The 18,349-nt window shown below is 72.7% G+C and carries 17 protein-coding genes; 2 read left to right on the forward strand and 15 right to left on the reverse strand.

Going from position 1 to position 18,349, the window contains the following annotated elements; genetic code table 11:
• Positions 1-20: 20 nt before the first annotated feature.
• Entirely contained in the window at positions 21-986 is a 966-nt protein-coding gene (locus ABD371_RS18545; RefSeq protein WP_344478284.1) for a GlxA family transcriptional regulator, read from the forward strand.
• Positions 987-994: 8 nt separating this feature from the next.
• Here the strand turns inward: ABD371_RS18545 and ABD371_RS18550 are convergent, their stop codons facing one another.
• Together ABD371_RS18550 and ABD371_RS18555 are read right to left on the reverse strand one after the other, a co-directional pair.
• Entirely contained in the window at positions 995-1,366 is a 372-nt protein-coding gene (locus ABD371_RS18550) for a cupin domain-containing protein (RefSeq protein WP_344478285.1), read from the reverse strand.
• A 152-nt stretch (positions 1,367-1,518) separates the two neighbouring features.
• The gene (locus ABD371_RS18555; RefSeq protein WP_344478288.1) at positions 1,519-3,144 is read right to left on the reverse strand and encodes an MFS transporter; all 1,626 of its coding nucleotides are present in this window, start codon (positions 3,142-3,144) and stop codon (positions 1,519-1,521) included.
• 123 nt (positions 3,145-3,267) lie between these two features.
• On the opposite strand from ABD371_RS18555, the gene ABD371_RS18560 reads away from it, so the two are divergent.
• A complete protein-coding gene (locus ABD371_RS18560) occupies positions 3,268-3,636 on the forward strand; it encodes a MerR family transcriptional regulator (protein WP_344478290.1) in 369 nt (122 codons plus the stop codon).
• A gap of 21 nt (positions 3,637-3,657) precedes the next feature.
• Here ABD371_RS18560 and ABD371_RS18565 read toward each other — a convergent pair whose 3' ends face one another.
• The 13 genes from ABD371_RS18565 to ABD371_RS18625 form a co-directional block, all read right to left on the reverse strand.
• A complete protein-coding gene (locus ABD371_RS18565) occupies positions 3,658-5,088 on the reverse strand; it encodes an NDP-hexose 2,3-dehydratase family protein (protein WP_344478291.1) in 1,431 nt (476 codons plus the stop codon).
• Between the two features lie 77 nt (positions 5,089-5,165).
• Positions 5,166-6,050: a glucose-1-phosphate thymidylyltransferase RfbA gene (gene rfbA, locus ABD371_RS18570; protein ID WP_344478293.1), complete on the reverse strand. Its 885-nt coding sequence runs from the start codon at positions 6,048-6,050 to the stop codon at positions 5,166-5,168.
• Positions 6,047-7,987 carry an anthranilate synthase family protein gene (locus ABD371_RS18575; protein ID WP_344478294.1) on the reverse strand — a complete coding sequence of 647 codons (1,941 nt, stop codon included), beginning with the start codon at positions 7,985-7,987 and terminating at the stop codon, positions 6,047-6,049. The genes rfbA and ABD371_RS18575 overlap by 4 nt, the downstream gene beginning before the upstream one ends.
• Entirely contained in the window at positions 7,984-8,664 is a 681-nt protein-coding gene (locus ABD371_RS18580) for an isochorismatase family protein (RefSeq protein ID WP_344478296.1), read from the reverse strand. Before ABD371_RS18580 ends, ABD371_RS18575 begins: the two co-directional genes overlap by 4 nt.
• A 111-nt stretch (positions 8,665-8,775) precedes the next feature.
• A complete protein-coding gene (locus ABD371_RS18585) occupies positions 8,776-9,942 on the reverse strand; it encodes a 3-deoxy-7-phosphoheptulonate synthase (protein WP_344478298.1) in 1,167 nt (388 codons plus the stop codon).
• A 31-nt stretch (positions 9,943-9,973) separates the two neighbouring features.
• Complete coding sequence (locus tag ABD371_RS18590) at positions 9,974-11,107, reverse strand: nucleotide disphospho-sugar-binding domain-containing protein (protein ID WP_344478299.1); 1,134 nt, start codon at positions 11,105-11,107, stop codon at positions 9,974-9,976.
• A 41-nt stretch (positions 11,108-11,148) separates the two neighbouring features.
• Positions 11,149-11,859, reverse strand: coding sequence for a methyltransferase (locus tag ABD371_RS18595; RefSeq protein ID WP_344478301.1), 711 nt, complete (start codon positions 11,857-11,859; stop codon positions 11,149-11,151).
• The gene (locus ABD371_RS18600) at positions 11,856-12,497 is read right to left on the reverse strand and encodes a dTDP-4-dehydrorhamnose 3,5-epimerase family protein (protein WP_344478302.1); all 642 of its coding nucleotides are present in this window, start codon (positions 12,495-12,497) and stop codon (positions 11,856-11,858) included. Before ABD371_RS18600 ends, ABD371_RS18595 begins: the two co-directional genes overlap by 4 nt.
• Before the next feature lie 72 nt (positions 12,498-12,569).
• The gene (locus ABD371_RS18605) at positions 12,570-13,679 is read right to left on the reverse strand and encodes a DegT/DnrJ/EryC1/StrS family aminotransferase (protein ID WP_344478304.1); all 1,110 of its coding nucleotides are present in this window, start codon (positions 13,677-13,679) and stop codon (positions 12,570-12,572) included.
• A 1-nt stretch (position 13,680) separates the two neighbouring features.
• Positions 13,681-14,400, reverse strand: a complete 720-nt coding sequence (locus tag ABD371_RS18610) for a class I SAM-dependent DNA methyltransferase (RefSeq protein WP_344478305.1) — start codon at positions 14,398-14,400, stop codon at positions 13,681-13,683.
• Positions 14,401-14,435: 35 nt separating this feature from the next.
• Positions 14,436-15,518 carry an NAD-dependent epimerase/dehydratase gene (locus tag ABD371_RS18615; RefSeq protein ID WP_344478307.1) on the reverse strand — a complete coding sequence of 361 codons (1,083 nt, stop codon included), beginning with the start codon at positions 15,516-15,518 and terminating at the stop codon, positions 14,436-14,438.
• Entirely contained in the window at positions 15,515-16,501 is a 987-nt protein-coding gene (gene rfbB / locus ABD371_RS18620) for a dTDP-glucose 4,6-dehydratase (protein WP_344478308.1), read from the reverse strand. The genes ABD371_RS18615 and rfbB overlap by 4 nt, the downstream gene beginning before the upstream one ends.
• 92 nt (positions 16,502-16,593) lie before the next feature.
• Complete coding sequence (locus tag ABD371_RS18625; protein ID WP_344478310.1) at positions 16,594-17,664, reverse strand: IS701 family transposase; 1,071 nt, start codon at positions 17,662-17,664, stop codon at positions 16,594-16,596.
• Positions 17,665-18,349 lie beyond the last annotated feature (685 nt).

An 18,349-nucleotide genomic window follows, 5' to 3' on the forward strand; every position in this document is an offset into this window, starting at 1 on the left:
TGATCCGCTAGGTTCTGGCCATGACTGTTGTGGCGGTGCTCGCGCTCGACGGCGTGCTGCCGTTCGAACTCTCCGTGCCGGGACAGATATTCGGCACCGTCAACGAGGCGATCGGCCGCCCCCACTACCGGGTAAGGGTCTGCGCCCCGGGCCGCGAGGTGTCCACGGCCGGGTCGTACGGGGAGTTCCGGCTCGGCACCGACTGGGGGCTGGAAGGACTGGCCGGCGCCGACACCGTCGTCGTCCCGGGCCACGGCGGCTTCCTGGACGCACCGCCCGCCGACGTCGCCGAGGCGCTGCGGGCGGCGGGCGCGGACGGCACGCGCATGGCCTCGGTGTGCGTGGGCGCGTTCACCCTCGCCGCCGCCGGCCTCCTCGACGGCCACCGGGTCACCACCCACTGGCAGTACACCCGGGAGCTGGCCCGCCGCCACCCGTCCGTCGACGTCGACGGCAGCAGCCTCTACATCGACAACGGTCCCGTGGTCACCTCGGCCGGGGTGGCCGCCGGCCTCGACCTCTGCCTCCATCTGGTCCGCCGTGACCTCGGCGCGACCGCCGCCGCCGCGACCGCCCGGCGCACCGTCATGCCGCTCCAGCGCGACGGCGGCCAGAGCCAGTTCATCGAACACCCCGACCCCGGCGGCCGGGACGCGGTGATCCAGCCCACCCTCAACTGGCTGGAGTCACGCCTGCACGAGCGGCTCACCCTCGACGACATCGCCCGCCACGCCGCGATGAGCGTCCGCGGCCTCAACCGCCACTTCCGGGCCCAGACCGGCACCACCCCTCTCCAATGGCTGCTGCGGGCCCGTGTCCACCGCGCCCAGCAGCTGCTGGAGACCACCGACATCCCGGTGGAGCGGATCGCCGCCGAAACCGGCTTCGGCGCGTCCTCCACCTTCCGCCAGCACTTCGCCCGCCATGCCGGTGTCTCCCCCCAGGCCTACCGGACCGCCTTCCGCTCCCCGCCGCCCGGCGTCTGACCGGCCCTTCACCCGGACGACGGCTTCGCGTACTCGCCGTATCCGGTCCAGTCCAGCATCACGCACGGCTCATCGCCCACCACCCAGGCGTCATGCCCGGGGGCGACCCGCGCGAAGTCGCCCGGACCCACCTCGGCGCTCTCGCCGTCGTCCATGACGACCTTGATACGGCCGCTCACCACATACCCGGTGTGGGCCGCCTGGCAGCTGTCGGTGCCGGCCAGCGGCTTGACGTGCTCCGACCAGCGCCAGCCGGGCTCGAAGACCCCCCGGCCGACCGGTCCGCCATCCGTTTCGAGCACATCCAGCCTGCCCTTGCCGTCCTCGAACGGTCTGGTCTCATCGGCGGAGTCGAAATTTCGGATCACCAGCCCAGCCATGATCAACCGCCTCCCGGCGGGGGAACGGGCCCCGAGTCCACCATCCAGCCTAAACCGCTTGCCGGAAACCGCGCGAAGGCCGCGGGCGCATCGGCCGACGGGGCTCCGGCGGCCCGGGCCGCCGGAGGATCCCGCGAGGCGCAGCCGCCGCGTCAATCGCCGCGCGCCGCCGCCGGCTTCGACTCCCGTTCCGGGGCCGCGCCCTCGGCCGGGGCCTGAGCCCGGGCCGGAGACTCGCTCTCCTCCTCCCCGTGGTCCACGGTCGAAACGCCGCGCAGCATCAGCGCGGCCAGTGCCGCGGTGGCGAGCAGCAGGGCCGCGGTGAGGCCCGCCGCGGTGGCGAGGCCGTCGGTGAAGGCGTCGCGGGCCGCGTCGACCAGGTCCGACGCGGCCGGCTCCGGGAGGTTCTCGGCGGCGCTGACGGCGCTGCCGACGGTCTGTTCGGCGTCGCTCAGCACGGCGTCGTCCACCCCGGCGGGCGCGCTGTCGGCGAGCTGCCGCCGGTAGACGGCGAGGCCGAGGCTGCCGAGCAGTGCCATGCCCAGGGAGAGGCCCAGCTCCGCGCCGCTCTCGGAGATGGCCGACGCCGCTCCGGCGCGCTCCGGCGGGGCGGAGCCGACGATGAGGTCGGTGGTCAGGGCGAGGATCGGGGTGATGCCGACGTACAGCAGGGTGAAGCCGCCGATCGCCCAGGCCAGGCCGGACTCCGGCCCCGCGGGCACGATCAGCGCCGCGCCGACGGCGGCCAGGGCCAGGCAGACGCTGACCACGGTGGCCGGGCGGACCCGGGTGACCACGCGCGGGGCGAGCAGGGTGCCGCCGATGCCGATGCCGACGGCGGGCAGCGTCCACAGGCCCGCCTGGAGCGGGGAGAGCTCGTGGACGGACTGGAGGTACTGCATCAGCAGGAGCTGGGTGCCCGCGAGACCGCAGACCGCGAGCGTCTGGGTGCTCAGCGCGGCGCTGAAGGCCGGGATGCGGAACAGGCCGAGGTCCATCAGCGGCTCGTCCAGCCGGTTCTGCCGCCGTACGAAGGCCGCGCCCGCGGCCAGGCCGACGAGAGCGAAGCCCAGCGGCCCCGCACCCGCCCCCGACTCGGAGAGCAGCTTGACCGCGTAGACCAGCGAGAGCACCGCCAGCAGCGACAGCGCGGCGCTGACGAAGTCGAAACGCCCCGTCGGCCGGGCCTCACGGTGCTCCGGCAGCAGCTTGGGGCCGGTGACCAGGAGCAGCAGCATCACGGGGACGGCGATGAGGAAGACCGACCCCCACCAGAAGAACTCCAGCAGCACACCCCCCACCAGAGGGCCGACCGCCTCACCGCTGATGAAGGCGGTCATCCAGACCGCGACCGCGAAGGCGCGCTGGGCGGGGACCGCGAACATGGTCGAGATCAGGGCCAGCGTGGAGGGCATCAGTGTCGCCCCGGCGACACCCAGCAGCGCCCGGGCCAGGATCAGCATCTCGGCACTCTGCGCGTACGCCGCGAACACCGAGGCGACGGCGAAGGCGGTCGCTCCGATCAGCAGCAGCCGACGGCGTCCGATGCGGTCGCCCAGGGTGCCCATGGAGATCAGGAAGCCCGAGATCAGGAAGCCGTAGATGTCCAGGATCCACAGCAGCTCGCTGCCGCTGGAGGAGAGGTCCTCGCTGATGGTGGGCGCGGCGAGATGCAGGACGGTCATGTCCATCGCCAGCACCGAAGTGGGCAGGGCCAGCACGGCCAACCCCCACCACTCCCGCCGCCCCGCGCGCGGCGGCGCGCTCTCGCTGGTCACTGATGTGCCTCCTTCATTCCGTGCCTCGCTTCACCGCCGTCGCTCCGGGCGGCCCGTTCGCACGAACGGTAAACTCTTACATCAATGTCAAAGTCAAGTCCCGGCACGACCGTTGGGGGCGCAATGCGTATCGGGGAACTCTCCCGCCGTACGGGTGTGAGCGAACGGCTGCTGCGCTACTACGAACAGCAGGGCCTGCTGCACCCGGAGCGGCAGCCCAGCGGATACCGCGACTTCAGAGAGGGCGACGTGGACGCGGTGCGGCGCATCCGCACCCTCCTGTCGGCGGGACTGCCCACCGCGCTGATCGCCGAGGTGCTGCCGTGCATGCGGGACGACGGCCAGAAGCTCGTCCCGACGTGCGCGGAGATGCTGGACGACCTGAACGAGGCGCGGGACCGGCTGAGCAGCGTCATCGGCGAGCTGACCGCGTCCCGCGCCGTACTGGACGAGGTGATCGCCGCCGCGCCGCGTCTCGCCGAGCCCGTCTGAGCCCGTCCGGGCGCGCGGCCGTCACCCGCCGCTCCGCCCCAGCAGGCCGCGCAGACAGGCCAGGGCGCTGCGGGCCTGGACATTGAGATAGTTGCTGTGCCGCAGCAGATCCTGGGTCTGACGGAGCGTCACCCATCGGTGTCCGGGCGGCTCGGGCAGGGGCTCGGTCTCTATCACCAGATGCCGGTTGACGGTGTGGTAGAAGCGTCCGCCCTCGTCCGACTGGACGGCGTCGAAGCGGATGCTCTCCGGCGGCGCGTCGAGCACCCGGTCCAGGAGGGCGGGGCGGGCGGCGGCCGGCAGCCGTGCGTAGGTGTCGGAGGTGTACTGCACCGTCGGCCCCAGCTCGGGCCCGTCGATCAGCCCGGGCTCCGCCCTCAGGTTCAGCAGGACATGGAGCACGCCTCCGAAGTCGGCCACCAGCAGGGCGACCAGACCGGTGCCCCGGGCGGCGATCATCGGCTGGGTCCAGTGGTCGACCTCGCGGCCCGAGGCCTCCACCCGTACCCCGATGACGTCGAAGAACAGCTCCTCCTCGTGCGAGATGCGCCCGTCCACCCGGTGCCAGCCCGGCAGATCGCGCAGTGCCGCGGGGGCTGTCGCCATCCGGGCGGCGGCGCGGGCCCCGGTGATCCAGCTCAGTATGTCCGTGGTGGGGTGCAGGGCGTCGGCGTCCGGGCCCAGGGAGCGGTCGAGCGCGGCCCCGAAGGCATCGCCGCCGACCGCGCCGGTACGGGTGAGCGGCAGACAGGACAGCACGGTACGGCTGTCCATGTTGACGGTGTCGTCGACGGCGAGCAGCGCGTTCACCTGACCGAGGGTCAGCCAGTGGAAGCCCTCGCGCACCTCGACGTCCCCGCCGGTCTCCACGACCATGTTGCGATTGCGCTTGCGCAGGAACCAGGCGCCCTGTTCGGACTGGCGCACGTCCGCGAGCACCCGCGGCGGGTCGAGGAAGTACTCCAGGTACGGCACACCGCGCCCGCGGTGGACGCCGGTGTAGTTGCTGCGGGTGGCCTGCACGGTGGGGGAGAGCTGGAGCCCGTTGCGGTTGCCCGGCTCCGGCTTGAGCTGCATCAGCAGATGCGGAACCCCGCCGAACTCCTTCACCAGGATGCCCAGGATGCCGGTCTCGGGCTGGTCGATGATCGGCTGGCTCCAGCGGGGCACCGGCCCGTCCGGCATGTCCACGCTCAGCCCCACCACGCGGAAGAACCCTCCGCTGTGGTGGGCGAGCGCCATGCCGTCCGGGGTGTGCCGCCACCCCTGGAGATCGCTCAGCGGCACCGGCTCGGCGGTGGTGAACAGATGCTCCCTGGTCTTCTCGACCATCCGCAGAAACTCCGGCAGCGACGGGGTCACCCCCTGGGCGGTCAGCGCCGAGTGGGCCATGCGGCGGGCGCCCGCCTCGGCCCGGAGCTCGGGCGGGCGTACGGGCGTCTGGATGTTCATGGCTGACGACTCCTCAGGACGAAGGGACGGACGGGGCCGGGCCGGGCGAACGGCCCGCACGCGCGGCGGCGGGGTTCTCACCCGGCCGGGGCGGGGAACCGGGAGGCCACGTCGAGGAGGTAGTCCCCGTACCCCGTCCCGGCCATGGAGCGGCCCAGCCGCAAGCAGTGCTCCCGGGTGATGAACCCCATCCGCAGGGCCACCTCCTCCACACAGGCGATCCGCTCGCCCTGCCGCTGCTCCAGCACCTGCACGTACTGGCCGGCCTGGAGCAGCGACTCGTGGGTGCCCATGTCCAGCCAGGCGAACCCGCGCCCCAGCCGGCTCAGCCGGGCCCGGCCCTGCTCCAGATAGACCCGGTTGACATCGGTGATCTCCAGCTCCCCGCGGTCGGAGGGGGCGATGTTCTTGGCGATGCTCACCACCTCGCTGTCGTAGAGGTAGAGCCCGGTGATCGCCAGGTTGGACCGCGGCCGGAGGGGCTTCTCCTCCAGCGACACCAGCCGCCCCGCCGCGTCCACCTCGCCCACGCCGTAACGGCCCGGGTCGGTGACCGGATAGCCGAAGAGCGTGCAGCCCTCGTGCTCGGCGACGGCCGACTGGAGCAGCTGCGAGAAGCCGGGCCCGTGGAAAACGTTGTCTCCCAGGATCAGGGCCACATCCTCGTCCTGGATGTGGTCCGCGCCGATCAGGAACGCTTCCGCGATGCCGTTGGGGCTGTCCTGCTCGGCGTAGTCGATGCGCAGGCCGAGCCGGGAGCCGTCGCCCAGCAGCCCGCGGAAGAGGCCGGAGTGCTGGGGCGAGGAGATGACGAGGATGTCCCGGATGCCGGCCAGCATCAGCACCGACAGCGGGTAGTAGATCATCGGCTTGTCGTAGACCGGCAGGAGCTGTTTGGACAGCGGGCCCGTCAGCGGACGCAGCCGGCTGCCGGTGCCCCCGGCCAGGATGATGCCTTTCACTGAGCCACCTCGCTCGGGTCGTCGGCCGTGCCCCGCAGCACCTCGCTGAGCAGACGGCCGAGTAGTCGGGTGCCGTTCGTGGTCAGGACCGACTCGGCGTGGAACTGGACCGAGGCGAAGCCGTCGCCGCGCAGGGCGTGCACCTCACCGGTGGCCGGGTCCCGGCTGACCTCTATCGGGCCCACGCCCGCGTGGTCGACCTTGTCCTCCGCGGACCGGGCGGCGAAGGAGTTGTAGAAGCCGACGCGTTCGCGCACGCCGAAGAGGTCGATCTCGGCCTGCGCGCCCTGGTTCGGCGCGGCGCGGCGCACCAGCTCGAAGCCGAGCTCACGGCAGAGGATCTGATGGCTCAGACACACCGCGAGGAAGGGGCGGCGGGCCCGGAGCAGCCGCCGTACGGCGGTGCGCGCGGCGACGATGCGCGGATCGCCGGTGGAGGCCGGGTCCCCGGGGCCGGGGCCCATGAGAACCAGGTCGTGGCCGTCGAGGGCGGGCATGCTCCGGGCGTCGGCCGTCGTCACGGTGAGCCCGACGGCCCGGAGCTGCTGGGCGAGCATGGCGGTGAAGACGTCCTCGGCGTCCACCACCAGGACCGTCCGTCCGGACAGCACCGGATGGGGCGTCGTGCGCTGCCCGTCCGCCGCCAGCCAGAACCGCGCGAGGTGGTCGTTGCGGCGGTCCAGGGCGGCCCGCACCCGAGGATCGCCGCCCAGCCCGCCGGAGGCCCCCGTGCCGAGGGCGGCGAGCAGCCCGGCCGCCTTGGCCCGGGTCTCGCGCGCCTCCGCCCGCGCGTCGGAGTGCCGTACCACGGTGGCCCCGACCCCGATGCTCAGCCGTCCGGACGCCTCGATCTCGGCCGTACGGATCACGATCGCCGAGTCCAGCGAGGGAGCGCCGGTCCCGTCCCGGCCGATGAGCGCCGCGACCCCGCTGTAGTAGCCCCGGCCGCCCGTCTCGTGCCGGCTGATCACCCGGCAGGCGTTCTCCAGCGGGCTTCCGGTGACGGTGGGGGCGAACATCGTTTCGCGCAGCACGGTCCGCGGGTCGCGGGAGCTGCGTCCGGTGATGTGGTACTCGGTGTGCGCGAGGCGCGACATCTCCCGCAGCCGCGGCCCCTCCAGGCGCACATCCGCGTCGCAGATGCGCGCCATCATCTTCAGCTCCTCGTCCACCACCATGTACAGCTCCTCGGTCTCCTTGGTGTCGGCCAGGAATTCGAGCAGCGCCGGTACGGTGGGGCCGTCGGCGGGATAGCGGTGGGTGCCGCTGATCGGGTTCATCGCGGCGGTGCCGCCCGCCAGGGTGACGTGCCGTTCGGGGGTGGCCCCGACGAAGGTGCGCGCCCCGGTGTGCACCACGAACGTCCAGTAGGCGCCGGTCTCCCGCTCCGCCAGCCGACCGAAGAGCGCCAGCCCGACCCGGGGCGTGAAGTCGGCGAGTGTCGCCCGGTAACGGCGTCTGAGGACGAAGTTCGCGCCCTCGCCGCGGCCGATCTCCTCGGTGATCACCCGCTGGACGGCGGCGGCGTACGCGTCGTCGTCCAGGTCGAAGCCCTCGTGCGCCACCCGGATCGCGGCCTCGGGCAGCCGGGCCAGGAACTCCGCACGGTCCACCTCGGCCCACTCCTCGACGGCGAGGGCCAGCAGGGGCGCGCCGTCGTCGACGCAGGCGTATCCGCGCTCGGTGATCTGCCGGAACGGGACCATCGCGAGAACCTGGTGACCGTGCGCGCCGGGACCGGGGCCCGCGGGCAGTGCGAGGTCGGCGAGCGCGGTGTGCTCGGTCACCGTGCCGGTCAGCACCTCCAGCCTGTCGGGTCCGGTGATGTGCGGGCGGTGCAGTACGGCGAAGGGCGGCGGGTCGGGCGCGAGGACGCGCGCGAGCACCCGGTCGCCGGCCGGGCCCTCGCGCCCGCCCCCGGACGCCGGGCGGCTCATCGCGCCGCTCCCGCCCGGTGGTCCGCGCCGGAGCCGGCGGACCGCTCCAGCCGCTCCACGAGCCGCGCCGTGGTGGTGACCACCGCGCACCGGCCGGCCGCGTAGGTCAGCGCCATCCGGTGGTGCTCGGCGGAGAAGTCGGCCACCGCGTCCCCGGCCAGAAAGGTCGCGATGTCGTGGCTGAAGGCGTCCACGGCCGTCATCAGCACACCCACGTGCGCGTACACCCCGCACAGCACCAGCTGGTCGCGGCCCGCGGCGCGCATCCGCTCCAGCAGCGGGGACCGGTGGAAGGCGCTGTAGCGCCACTTGGTGAAGACCCAGTCGCCGGGCGCGGGGGAGAGCGGGCCGACCACGCTCCGGTCGTGCTCCGAGGAGTCCATGCCCGGGCCCCAGAAGTCGGCCAGCAGACCCCGGTCCCGCGGTGTCATCCGGCCGGGCTGGGTGGTGTACGCGACCGGCATGCCGGCGCGGTCGGCGTGGGTGCGCAGCGCCGCCACGTGCTCGATCAGCCGCTCGCCGATGGCGCTGCCGTCGAACGCGCGCAGGAAGAAGCGCTGCATGTCGTGGACGAGGAGTACCGCGCGGTCCGGGTCGAGCCGCCAGTTCGCGGTGTTCGCCGGCAACTCGTCGGGGCCGGGCAGTGCGTAGGGGACGACGGGGGGAATGTGTGTCATGACAGTCCTCGGCGGATCTGGGACGGGGGCCGCGCCGGCGGTCGCCGCCCGGCGGCGGAAGGGGCGGGCACGGAACCGGGGGCACAGGGGGGATGCGCCGGCGCGCCGGCTTCACCAGGAGTCGACCACCGCCATGGCCTGCGCCGGATTCAGCCGCGGGTCGCACAGGGTCCGGTAGGCCGAGCCGGTGCCGGGCAGTTCACCGTCCGCCCACACGCATTCGGCGATGTCGTCCGGCGTGGCCTCCAGATGCGTCCCGCCGGCCGTCCCGCCGGCCAGGGCCACCGCCTCCCGGAACTCGGCCAGTTCGCGTACGACCGTCTCCACGCACCGGGTCTTCGCGCCGCTCGGGGCCCGTACCGTGTTGCCGTGCATCGGGTCGCACAGCCACACCACCGGGTACCCGGCCGCTCGTACGGCCCGTACGAGCGGGGGCAGCCGCGACAGCACCCGGCCGGCCCCCATCCGGGAGACGAAGGTGAGCCGGCCGGGGGTGCGGTGCGGATCCAGCCGCCGGCACAGCGCCAGCGCCTCGTCGGGCCCCAGGTCCGGACCGACCTTGACCGCCACCGGATTGGCCACGGACGCGAGCAGCGCGACATGCGCGCCGTCCGGGTCGCGGGTGCGCGCGCCGATCCACGGCCAGTGCGTGGAGGTGAGCCACCGGACGCCGTCCGCGTGGCGCACCTGGGGCGTCTCGTAGTCGAGCAGCAGCGCCTCATGGCTGGTCCACGGCGGTGCCGGGTCGTACGGCCAGGCGTCCGGCCGTCCCCAGCCCAGATGCGCGAGGGTGCGGCGGGCGGCCCGGTGGCCGACGAGCATGCGCCGGGGATCGGGCCGGCGACCGCGCGGATCGGGCGCCGGGGTGTTGACCAGCTGGCCCCGGAACACCGGGAGTTCCACGCCGTTCACCCACTCCACCGGGCTGGAGCGCGGCTTGGCGTACTGCCCGGCCATCCGGCCGACCCGCACGGTGGGGCGGCGGGTGCGCAGCGTCATCGCCCCGGCGAGCAGGTCCAGCAGTCCGACCTTGGCCGTGACCGCGCCGGCCGTGCTCTCGGCGATGTCCTCGGCGCAGTCGCCGGCCTGCACCACATGGGCCTCGCCCGCGGCGACCGCCGTGAGCCGGCCGTGCAGCAGCCGGATCTCCTCGGGTTGCACGAGCCGGGGCAGCCGGGCCAGCCGCTCGCGCACCCGGTGCGCCGCGGCCTGGTCGGGCCAGTGCGGCTGCTGCGGGGCCGGGGCGCGGGAAGCGGTGTCGGGGTAGGGGGTCTTCACAGGTGTCCGCCTCCACAGGTCCGGGACCGTCTCACCGCACGAGCTCTTCCAGGTGCGGCACCATCCCGGGCGGCGGGGTCAGGGCCGCGACCTCCCGGGACAGCTCCCGGGCGCGAGCCCGGCGCTCCGGCTGCTCCAGCAGCTCCCGACAGGCGTCCCGGATCGCCTCCGGCGTCGCCGCCTCGCGGGCGACGGCGATGCCCGCGCCCCCGTCCGCGGTCCGCCGCGCCAGCTCGTAGGTCGCGTCCTCCTCGGGCAGGATGAGCTGGGGCACGCCCGCGTCGATCGCCAGCAGCGAGGTCATCCCGCCCGCGTGGTGCACAAAGAGATCGCACGTCGGCGCCAGTACATCCAGCGGCACCCAGCCCACCCGGGCTCCGGGCAGCTCCGGGCGCAGCGCTTCGGCGAGGGCGCGCGGCACCGCGACGACCAGTTCGACGTCCAGCGCGCCGACGGTCCGCGCGAGGCCCCGTACATAGTCGAGATGCTGCTCGGGGTTGGCGCGGCTGCCCGGGGTGACACAGACGCGCGGCCGGCTCGGGCGGGTGTACATCCAGCGCTCCAGCCGGCCCTGGGTGCTGCCGGGGCGCAGCCGCATCAGCCGGGCCGGGGCGGCCCGCGCCGGGCGCAGACTCGGCGGGTAGACCTCGATCGCCAGCTCGGGTTCGGGGAGGCCGGTGAGGCCGGCGGCCTTCAGCTCGGGCGTCAGCTCCTCCACCGCGCCCTCGTCGACCTCGTCCCACTCCCCCATGTCCACGGCCTGCCGTACGAACGGCACACCGATACGGGCGGCGAGCAGCGGCCCCGCGTAGTCCAGCCGTCCGGCGACGACCACGTCCGGCCGCCAGTCGGCCGCGACCTGGAGCAGCCGGTCCATCGTGCTCGCCGCGAGCCGGGCGAACCACGCGCCCGCGGCCAGGCTCTGGGCGCGGGCCCCGTGTTCCGGGAAGGCCACGGGGCCGCCGTCGCGGTCGTGCGAGCCGAAGTACTCCTCGGTGAAGTCGGTGACGGGCACTCCCGGCAGCCCGACGGTGCCCAGTACGGGCATCATCGACGCGGTCGAGGTCAGCAGGACCTCATGGCCGGCGTTGCGCGCGGAGGTGGCCAAGGGCACCAGACCGAAAATGGACGCGGGGCTTCCGCGAGTGATGAACAGGATGCGCACGATTCCTCCTCGGCAGGGCCGCTCACACGACGGCCGCGGGGTCAGGAAGGTTCGGGAAGGATCTCCAGGATCATGAAGGTGACGTCGTTGTCGGCGAGCCGCCGCGGAGGGCTGGCCGCCAGCCGCCGCAGGGACACCCCGGCACCGGCGGCCAGCTCGTGCAGCCGCCCGATGTCCCCGAGGGTGTTGAACGTGACCAGGGCGCGGCCACCGGGGACGAGCCGGTCGCGGGCCGTCGCCAGATAGCGGCCGAGCGCCTGGTAACCGCGGTCGAAGATGGCCCACTCCACGTCGCGGGTGTACTCGAAGTCCTCGGGGGCCTCGAAGACACTGCAGTTCCAGAAGACCGTGTCGAAGCGCTCGGCGGGGTCGAGCGCGTCGAACACGTCGCTGCGCACCACCCGCACCCGCTCCCGCACACCGTGCCGCGCCGTGTTGCGCTCGGTGCTGCGCACGGCGGACTCGGTGATGTCGGTGGCGACGACCTCGGAGCAGCCGTGCAGCGCGGCCCACACCGCCGTCACCCCGGCCCCGCACCCGATCTCCAGGAACCGTCCGCCCTGCGGATAGGGGAGGGTGCGGGTGTACCACTCGGTGCCGGTGCCCGGCCGGGGCGGATAGGCGCCGGGCACCAGGTCCCACTCCTTGCCCACCAGCTCGAAGGTGGTGAAGTCCCCCTCACCGGCGGCGAGCTGGTCGGTCAGTCGCATCCCGACCCGGAAGCGCTCCGGGGACGTTCCCGAGGCGGTCACCGGGACCGGCCGTTCTCCGCGCCGCCGGGGCCGGGGCGTGCGGTGAGTTCCGCCTCGATCAGCCTGCTCTCCCGGTAGCGCGGCAGAAGTCCTCGCGCCCGGGCTTCGGCCAGGGTCGGGGCGACCCTGTCGCGCGGGGACAGGATCGGTTCGAGGCCGTCCGGGATCGGCAGGTCCAGCTCGGGGTCCAGGGCCGACAGCGCCAGCTCCTGTTCGGGCACATAGCTCCCGGAGAGCATGTAGCTCATGACCGTGTCGTCGCTCAGCGCCACGAAGGCGTGGCCGACGCCGACCGGGAAGTACATCGCGCGAAAGGCCCGTTGGTCCATGTGCACCACATCCCGGACGCCGAAGGTCGGGGAGCCCTCGCGCAGGTCCACGATGATGTCCAGGGCCTCGCCCCGCGGGCAGTACACATACTTCGCCACGCCCGGCGGCGTCACCGTGTAGTGCACACCGCGCACCACGCCCCGCCGGGAGACGCTGTGGTTGGTCTGCGCCACCGGGAACAGCGGCCGGCCGGTGGCCGCGGTGAACGCGGCCTCCTGGAAGGGGGAGAGGAAGGCCCCGCGCTCGTCGGGGAAGACCCGGGGGGTGAACTCGAACGCCCCCTCGACTTTCAGCTCACGTGCGTCCATGCGTGTCCTCGCACCTCTCTGACAGCGGGGAAGGGAAGGGGAGGGGGAGCCAGGCGGGGTGCGGCGGCCCGGTCACAGCTTCGCCAGCACGTCGCGCACCGCCTCGATGACCAGGTCCTGGCGCTCGTGCGAGAGCGAGGGGTACATCGGCAGCGAGAAGATCTCCCCGGCCAGCTTCTCGGTCACCGGCAGATCGCCCGGGCCGTGGCCGAGGTGGGCGAAGCCGCTCATGGTGTGCACCGGCCACGGGTAGCTGATGTTCAGCGCGATGTCATGGGCCTTGAGCGCCTCCAGGATGTCGTCCCGGCGCGGGTGGCGCACCACGTACACGTAGTAGACGTGCTCGTTGCCCGGGACGGTCGCCGGGAGCCGCAGAGCGGTGTCGCCGAGCCCCTCCTCGTAGCGGCGGGCCAGCGCGCGGCGTCCCGCCACATAGCCGTCCAGCCGGCGCAGCTTGCGCCGCAGGATCTCGGCCTGCACCTCGTCCAGCCGGCTGTTGTGGGCCGGGGTCTCCAGCGTGTAGTACTGCTGGGCCATCCCGTAGAACCGCAGCCGCCGCAGCCGCTCCGAGACCTCCTCGTCCGGGGTGATCACCCCGCCGCCGTCGCCGTAAGCCCCGAGCACCTTGGTGGGGTAGAAGGAGAAGGCCGCCGCCTGCCCCCAGGTGCCGGCGAGCCGGCCGTTCTGACGTGCGCCATGGGCCTGGGCGCAGTCCTCCAGGATCGCCAGGCCGTGCGCGTCGGCGAGCTGTCGCAGCGGCTCCATCCGGACGCACTGTCCGTACAGATGCACGGGGAGCAGCGCTTTCGTACGGGGGGTGATGGCGGCCTCGACCAGCGAGGTGTCCATCAGGAAGTCGTCCTCGTTCACATCGACGAAGACCGGGACGGCACCGGTGGCGTCGATGGCGACCACGGTGGGCGCCGCGGTGTTGGAGACCGTGATCACTTCGTCCCCGGGGCCCACGCCGAGCGCCTGAAGAGCGAGTTTGATGGCGTTGGTGCCGTTGTCCACGCCCACGCAGTGCGGCACTCCGTGATAGGCGGCGAACTCGCGTTCGAAGCCGGCGACGCTCTCGCCGAGTACCAGCTGCCCGGAGGAGAAGACGGTGTCGACGGCGTCGAGCAGGTCCTCGCGCTCCGCGGCGTACTCCGGCAGGTAGTCCCATACGCGAATCGGCATGTCAGCTCTCCTTCACCGTCGCCAGGAACAGACCGCGTCCGCTCTGGACGTCCGGCAGGTACTCCGGCTCCAGGCCCGCGGCGCGCAGCGCCGCCGTGTACTCGTCCCGGGTGAACAGCCGGTGTGTGTACTCCTCGGTGAAGGAGGTGATGCCGGTGTCCTGGTCGGCGACGAGGTAGTGCACGGACATGCGCGAGCCGGGGCCTTCCCGGCGGGTGTGCGAGACCCGGGCGATGGTGCGGTGGTCGGGGGTGACCACATCGCCCGACACATAGTTGTCGAGATAGGTCTCGGCGAACCACCACGGCTCGATCACCACGAGACCGCCGGGCGTCAGATGCCGGGCGAAGCAGGCGAAGGTCCGGCGCAACTCGTCCTGGTCCGCCGCGTGGCCGACCGAGCCGAAGAGACAGGCGATGACATCGAAGCGCCGGTCGAGCGTGAAGTCGCGCATGTCGCCCTGGTGGAGCGGGGTGTCCGGCAGCCGGCGGCGGGCCTCCTGGAGCATCTCCTCGCTCAGTTCGAGCCCCTCGACATGGCCGAAGCGGCCCGCGAAGGTCTCCAGATGGGCGCCGGTGCCGCAGCCGACGTCGAGCAGCGAGGCGGCCGCGGGCACCCGGGCGCGCACCGTGTCGGTCAGATACTCGGCCTCCTCCGCGTAGTCCTTGCCTCGTGCCTGGTACAAGGCGTCGTAGAGCGCGGCGAGTTGTGCTCCGTACATCAAAACTCCGTTCGAGGGGAGACCTGCGGATGCGGTCAGGGGGCGGGAACAGGGGGAAGGGGGAGCGGCGGCCCGGACGGGTCGGCGGGCCCGGGCCGGGCCGAGCGGGCGGCCTGCGCGGCGACGGTCCGTTTCACCGCGGTGCGCAGGGGGACGCGGGGACGCCACCCGGTGACGTTCCTGAAGGGCGTGGAGTCGACGGTCACACTGGTGAAGTCGATCTCCGGGGCGTCCGCGGGCGGTGTCACCCGCACCACGGGCACCGGCGGCCGGCCGGTGTGCTCGGCGGCTGCCCGGGCGACGAGGGCGAGCACCTCGCCCAGGGGTACGCTGCGGTCCGCGCCGAGCAGCCAGTGCGCGCCCGCCAGCGCGTCGGCGTGGTCGAGCGCCGCGGTGACCGCGTCGGCGACGTCGGTGACATGGATCAGCTCGCGCAGCACCGTGCCGTCGTGCCACATCGTCAGCTCCTGGCCGGCGAGTGCCCGGCGCGCCATGGCGGACACCACGCCCTGGTCGGCCGACGGGGAGTGCGGGACCTCCCCGAAGACGGTGGGCAGGCGCAGACTGACACCGCGGACGAGGCCCTCGGCGGTGGCCTCCTTCAGCAGCCGCTCGGCGGCCAGTTTCTGCCGGTCGTACGCGGTCACCGGACGGTCCGGCTCCGAGCCGAGCATCGGTCCGGGCCCGGGGACACCGAGCTGGGAGACGGTGGCGCTGAAGACGACGGCCGGCGGGGGACCGGACACGGCGTCCGCCCGCAGCCCGGCCAGCAGGCCGCGCATCACACCGACGTTCGCCCGCTCGCTGCCGGGGTCCTGCTCGGCGGCGCGCCAGCCCCCGTCGTGTTTGACCAGGTTGACGACGGCGTGCGCGCCCCGCACGGCCTCGGCCAGCTCCCCGGGGTCGGTCAGATCGGCGGCGCGCAGCTCCACCTCCACCGCTCGGTGCGGCCCCGCCGGGGCCATGGGCCTCCGCCGGGCGACGGCCCGCAGCCGCACCCGGCGCCGTGTGAGCGCGGCGACGACCGCCGTGCCCACCACGCCCGAGGCCCCGAGCACCACGACCAGGGGTCCGGCCGGCCCGTGTCCGTCCGGCGCGCCGCCGGCCGCCCGGCTCACGCCGGCTCCGGCTCGGCGATGAGCGGCCGCCACCACGGCTCGTTCTCCCGGTACCAGGCGACGGTGGCGGGCAGACCGGTGGCGAAGGGGGTGCGTGGCTCGTACCCCAGCTCGGTGTGGATACGGGTGAAATCGACGGAGTAGCGCGCGTCGTGGCCCTTTCTGTCGGGCACGTTGCGGACCATGCTCCAATCGCTCTCCAACGCGGTGAGAATATGTTTCACCAGTGCGTTGTTGGTTAATTCCGTTCCGCCTCCGATGTTGTAGACACGGCCCGCCGTGCCCTGGGTGGCGACGAGGGCGAGCGCACGGCAGTGGTCTTCGACATGGAGCCAGTCCCGGCGGTTCTCCCCGTTTCCGTACAGTGGAATCCGTCTCCCTTTCAGTACGTTGGAGACAAAGCGCGGAATGGCTTTCTCGGGGTGCTGGTAGGGGCCGTAGTTGTTGGAGCACCGGGTCACCCGGACATCGAGTCCGTGGGTGCGGTGGAAGGCCAGCGCGAGCAGGTCGGACGACGCTTTGGAGGCCGCGTAGGGGGAGTTGGGCCGCAGCGGTTCCCGCTCTGTCCACGAACCGTGCTCCACCGAGCCGTACACCTCGTCGGTGGACACGTGGAGGAAGCGTCCGACGCCCAGCTCCAGCGCGGCCTGGAGCAGGGTGTGGGTCCCCAGGACATTGGTGCGCACAAAGGCGTCGGAGCTCTGGATCGAGCGGTCGACGTGCGATTCGGCGGCGCAGTGCACGATCAGGTCGACGCCTTCGAGTGCCCTGCGGACCCGGGGCGCGTCACAGATGTCGGACCGTACGAAGGTGAGCCGCGGGTCCTCCCACACGGGAGCCAGATTCGTCTTGTTTCCCGCGTAGGTCAGTCGGTCGAGCACCAGCACTTCTTGTGCCGGAAGCAGCGGGTCGGTTCTGTCGAGTATTCGCCGGACCAGATGAGATCCGATGAATCCCGCTCCACCGGTCACCAGGATGCGCATTCGGACTATCACCGTCTTCCATGCATGTCACATGTCACGAGAGGGTGGGCCGTCGGCCGCATATCGATCATGCGGCGGGTTGATCGCCTCGGTCAACGAATCTGCGGAAGGAGGCCGCCATCCCACAGAGGGGACGGTGAATTCCGCACTTGGGCCGACGGTTCCGCACTTGCCGTCCGGGAAGAGGGTGCCGCCGCGGGCGGCGCGAGGGCCGCGGGCGGGTGCTGCGGGCCGTGGAGCAGCAGAAAGACCTGCGCGACCATGACCAGCGTCATATGCCGGTACCAGGCTCGGTACTTGCGTACCGAATAGCGCTCCAGGCCGACTTCGGACCGGGCCACGGCGAGCGTGCCACCCGCGACGCTGGCCTGGCCGGCCACGAAGTAGAGGTCCTCGGTCGTGGAGCCACGGGGGCCGAAGGAGTGGTAGGCGCCTCCCCAGGCGTTGGTGTGCCAGCGCTCGAAGCCGTCCGGAACGGCTGCCCGCGGGGTGAAGTGCGCGCCCTGCGTGGCCGGAAGCACATAGGGCATGCGCCGCTCCTCCAGCGCCGCCCGGAAGGAGTCGTCGTCACCCAGCTTGGGGTCGTAGCTCGTCACCCAACTGGCCTTCGTGCCGGCGGCGAGACTCCGGTCGAGCATCGCCAGGGCCAGGCCGGCCCGCCCGTGCGCGGGGAGCCGCTCGGGGATGCCGGCGCGAGCCCGGCGGGCGCCGTCCTCCACCCAGCTGCGGGGGAGATACAGCTCCCGGTCGACCAGGGCCGCGACGCCGGCGGTGTTGGACTGCACCAGATACATCCCGATCTGCACATTCTCCATGCGTCTGGAGCCGGCGCAGTACTGTCGGGCCACCCCGGCCGAGCTGTCGCCCCTTTTCACGAACGCCTCCTCGGCCACCACCAGCACGCTCGGGGAGGAGGCGAGCCGCTCCTGGGCGATGCGCCGGACCTCGTCGCGCACGTCCGACTCGGACCAGCGGGCCGTGGTGAGCAGACGGTTGCGCCCGTCGTTGCGGAGGGCGGCCGGCGGGGGTGTGCGGGAGAGGAGGGTGCAGAGATAGGCGTAGGCGTGCTCGCGTGGTTCGGAGCGCTGGAAGTGCCGGTCGAGCCGGGCGAAGTAGACCCGTAACCGGTCGTCGAGGAACGACTCCGAGTGGTGGGGGAACATACGCACCTTTCTCAGTGCCACGGCCCGCCGCGGCATCCGTGCGGGGCGTGGCGCTGTTGTGGAGGGCTTTCGCGAGGGGTGCGGCGGTGCGGCCGGTGCGGCGGGGATCGCGCCCGCGAATTGGCCGGTTCCGGTCAGCGGGACATGCGGCGGCCGGCTCTGAGGCGGAGCGCGGGAGGGACCGGACACCCGGGCGCGGGCCGCCCGTACGGCGCGGCGGTGCGGAACCGCAGAACCTTGCAGCGCTGCCCGCGCCCGGTCATCCGTGGATTCCCTCCGGTCGGTGAAGCCTTCGCGGTGCTGCGGTGCTGCGGTGCTGTCCCTCGGTGACCGGCGTGGTCCACGAGCGGTGGGGTCGATGCCCCGACCGCCCGGGGAGGTTTCCCCGGAGCCTTCGCCGCCCGGCTCCGCCGATGTGCCGGCCAAGGGGTACCGGGCGAGGACGCCGCCCTCGGTCGGTACCGGCCTTGTGCGTCCGGTCGTCCGGTCGACCATAGGTCCCGAATCGATCGCATGTCAGTTTACCGAGATGTTGCCCCGGGGGATCGCGTGGTGATGGCGCGTAATGTGCCGTGAGGTGATGAGGAGATGGGGTAACTGTGCTGGTTAAGAAGGGGAGTTGTGGTCAGCCGGTGTGTCCGTGTGCCCCAGGGGTCCCGGGGGCGTACTGGGACCCCTGAGCCGT

The sequence above is a fragment of the Streptomyces amakusaensis genome (assembly GCF_039532665.1).
GTDB classification, from domain to species: Bacteria; Actinomycetota; Actinomycetes; order Streptomycetales; family Streptomycetaceae; genus Streptomyces; species Streptomyces amakusaensis.